Raw genomic sequence first — 4,022 nt, 5'->3', positions numbered from 1 at the left:
AACATAAATAGTGAGATAAAAGATGTTCAAGGAATAAACATTACTAAACAATTTATGCCATCTGTTCAAATATAAATGGGGTTGATTTATCTAAATATAAGATTGTAAGAAAGGGGCAATTTGTCTTTTCTGGAATGCAGACAGGAAGGGATAAATGTATTAGAATAGCACTTTTTGATAAAGATGAACCAGTAATCATTTCACCGGCATATACGGTCTTGGAAATAAAAGATAATAGTGTTTTGGTGGAATATATAATGATGTGGTTTTTGCGTAAAGAAGTTGATCGACTAGGTTGGTTTATGAGTGACGGAAGTATACGAACAAATTTAGATATGGATCGTTTTTATGAAATTGAAATACCAGTACCGGATTTAAATGTTCAAAAATCAATTGTTCAAATATATAACGCATATAATGAACGCAGAGATATTAACGAAAAACTTAAAGAACAGATAAAAGATATTTGCCCAATACTAATTAAAGGTTCTATAGAAGAGGCGAGAAAAGCAAAGGAGGCATAAGCCTATGGCTAGATTAAAAGAATACAATGGTCATTATTGTGAATCAGAATACGAATATGCCTTTATTGGCTTTTTAGAAACAGAGGGATGGAAATATACTTCTGGAAATAAGCTTTCTCGTGTTACCAAAAGAGATGTGTTGATAGAGGATGATTTCAAGAAATTTATAGCAGATGGAAATCTTGATTTGACAGAAGATGAAGTAACACAGATCTATGATACTGTTCGTCTTGTGGGTGCAGAGAGTGATTTTGCAACATTGCATAAGGTATACAACTGGTTGGTGGATGGTATCCAATTTACTCCGAAAGATGGTATTGCAAGAATGATACCGCTGATTAACTTTGAAAAGGATGGTGTTAAGAATGTCTTTCGAGTGGTGAATCAGTTTACAGTAGAATATACAAATAATGGTCAAAAAGAGAACCGCAGACCGGATGTAATTCTTTTTGTGAATGGTATGCCATTATGTATTATGGAATTGAAGAACCCTGCTGATGCAAATGCGACTATTTATGATGCTTGGGAGCAGATTAATATTCGTTATTGGAGAGATATACCTCATTTGTTGCATTACTGTCCTTTAGCTTGTATTTCTGATGGAGTTAAAACCAGATTAGGAACAGTTCGCACACCATATGAACATTTTTATGCCTGGAGACGTGTTAATGATGGAGATGCTGTATCAACACTTCCATTTGCTGAAACAGAAACTATGATTAAGGGTGTTTATTCTCCTGAGCGTTTTTTGGAAATATTTAGAGATTACATTTATTTTCAGGATAGTATTTATGATAGTGATGAAGTGGAAATTGTATGCCGTTATCCACAGTTTTTTGCTGCGAGGCTTCTGAAGCAAAGCATTGTAGATTCTGTTGTTACCAAGAGTGGAAGAGGCGGTACATATTTTGGGGCTACGGGATGTGGTAAGACTTATACGATGGCATTTTTGGCACGTCAGTTGGCATTACGCTGTACAGATATCTCAGAGATAGGTTCTCCAACGATTATATTGATTGTCGATAGAGATGAATTGCAAAAACAGGGGGCGAAGCTTTTTACAAAGAGTACAGAATTCCTTAATCTTGGAGAGGTTTCTGTTGTTAAGAATAGAACACAACTAAGACAGGAACTTGGAGCAAGACAAAGTGGTGGATTCTATATATGCACTATTCAGAAGTTTTGTGATAGGGAAGATGACAAAATAGGTCTTATCAATGACAGACAGAATATTATATGCTTCTCTGATGAAGCACATAGAACTCAGCTTGAACACTCTAAAAAAATTCAATTCAGTAAAGATGCGGATGCGAATATGAAAGCTATGGTATCAAAGCCATATGCAAAGGTGTTAAAAGAGGCATTTCCACAGGCTACATTTGTAGGATTTACAGGAACACCTATTGCAGAAACATATCAGACTTTTGGTGATGAAATTGATAGATATACGATGGATCAGGCTGTTGCAGATGGACTTACTGTTTCTATTAAATATCATCCTCGTATTGCAAAAGTATTACTTGATAAAAACAAGGTAAAAGAGATTGAGGACTACTATAAAAAGTGTGCTGATGATGGTGCTACTTTTGAAGATGTCGAAGCAAGTAAGAAGGCAATGAGTTCTATGGAAATAATTCTTGGGGAACCTTCCAGATTAGAGCGTCTTGCTACAGATATTCATAATCATTATGTTTCAGCCTGTGATGCAGATCCGAATAGAATACAGAAAGCAATGGTGGTTTGTTCTAATAGAAAGATTGCTTATGCTTTATTGTCGAAATTTAAAGATAAGTATCCTGAATGGTTTGAAGAAAAGAAAGTGCCGGATGGTACTGATGGAACAGATGAAGAATTAAATGAATTGAAACCTATGCCACTTATTGCAATGGTATCTAGTGTTGGAAAAAATGATGAGCAGGATATGTATAACTATCTTGGTGGCGTTAAGAATGATAAACGTTCCGAAGAGTTAGATGCTGCTTTTAAGCAAGAAAAGTCAAACTTTCGTATAGTTATTGTTGTAGATATGTGGATTACTGGGTTTGATGTTCCGTGTCTCACATATTTATACAATGATAAACCATTAAAAAAGCATTTGTTAATACAGACCATAAGCCGTGTAAACAGAAAGTATCCAGGAAAAGAGTATGGTATGGTGATTGATTATATAGGAATCCGTGATAATATGCGTGAAGCCATGAAATTATATGGCGGAAATAGCTCGGTTGCACCAACTTCTGATGATGTTGAGCAGGCTACATCGGTATTTAGGGAAGAATTGGAAGAGCTAAAAAATATGTTTATAGGCTATGATTTAACACCATTTATAAATATGGAATGCAATCCGATTGACCGATACAGGCTTCTTGCCAAAGCAGCAGAATATGTTTTTGTATCAACTCAAGAGTTGCAGTCAGAAGGAAAAAATGGTTCTCAGACAGTATCTTTTAAAACATATTTTCTGAAGACTGTTAAATCTATGAGAATGGCATTTGATATATGTCAGCCTTCAGGGTATCTTGGAGAAGAAGAATCTGCTTTGGCACAATGCTTTATGGCAATAGCAGGTTTTGTCCGTAAAATGTGTGGAACAAGTGAAGTGGATACTGACAGTATGAATCGTGCAGTTTCTAAGATGGTGGAGGAAGCATTAAAATATAATCAGGTTGAGAGCATTCTTGAGAGTGGTGAGGAAGAGGATATTTTTTCACCAGAATATTTTGAAAAGTTATCTGACGTTAAGATGCCGGCAACTAAGCTCGAACTTCTTGTCAAAATGCTTCGTAAACAGATTAAGGAATATGGGAAAGTTAACAGATTAGCTGCAAAGACATATCAGGAAATGTTGGAAAAGACTATTGCAGAATACCATGAGAGACGTAAACATCTTTCTGCGGAAGAAGCAGGTGAAGCACAGGAACAGGTTTCAGAAGATATTATTAAAATTGCAACAGAGCAGGCGTTAGCTATTCTAAGAGCAATGAATGAAAATAGAGAAAGCTTTCGAAAAATAGGACTTACTTTTGAAGAAAAGGCATTTTATGATATTTTGATTTCTATGCGTGACCAATATGATTTTGAGTATGGAACGGATAAAGAGGTCGATGGTATTGTAATCAATGATAAGTGCAAAAACTTGGCAATAAAGGTAAAGGAAATCATTGATACAAAATCTTCTTTTGCTGATTGGCTTAACAATCAAAATGTAAGAGATCAGTTGAAATTGGAAATAAAGATTTGTCTAGTTAAGAATGGTTATCCACCACAATATAGCCCGGAAGTATTTAAGAAAGTTATGGAGCAGGTGGAGAATTTTGAGGAGCATTCAGATGTATCCGCTTCAATTGAAGAGTACAAAGGCTCTAATAGACATATATATGATTATATTTCAGAAAATAGTATGTTGCGAGTTGCTGAGGAGTCTATTCCATATGGATATAAAAGTAGTATTATACTATTATCAAGTGACAGATTAATAATAGCTTTTGCCTTATAGAA

Annotated in this window: 2 protein-coding genes; both read left to right on the top strand. The window is 35.1% G+C overall.

All coding sequences use genetic code 11. The features are described 5' to 3' along the window. The first annotated feature begins 50 nt into the window (after nt 1-50). Nucleotides 51-524: a restriction endonuclease subunit S gene (locus DWZ60_RS16665; RefSeq protein WP_330422408.1), complete on the top strand. Its 474-nt coding sequence runs from the start codon at nt 51-53 to the stop codon at nt 522-524. Nucleotides 525-528: 4 nt separating this feature from the next. Continuing rightward, nucleotides 529-4,020, top strand: coding sequence for a type I restriction endonuclease subunit R (locus DWZ60_RS16660; protein ID WP_119222169.1), 3,492 nt, complete (start codon nt 529-531; stop codon nt 4,018-4,020). The last annotated feature ends 2 nt before the right edge of the window (nt 4,021-4,022 follow it).

Source organism: Blautia sp. AF34-10 (assembly GCF_003477865.1).
Taxonomy (GTDB): Bacteria; Bacillota; Clostridia; order Lachnospirales; family Lachnospiraceae; genus Fusicatenibacter; species Fusicatenibacter saccharivorans.
The sequence above is the reverse complement of the archived record's forward strand: the minus strand, read 5'-3'. Positions and strand labels throughout refer to the sequence as shown.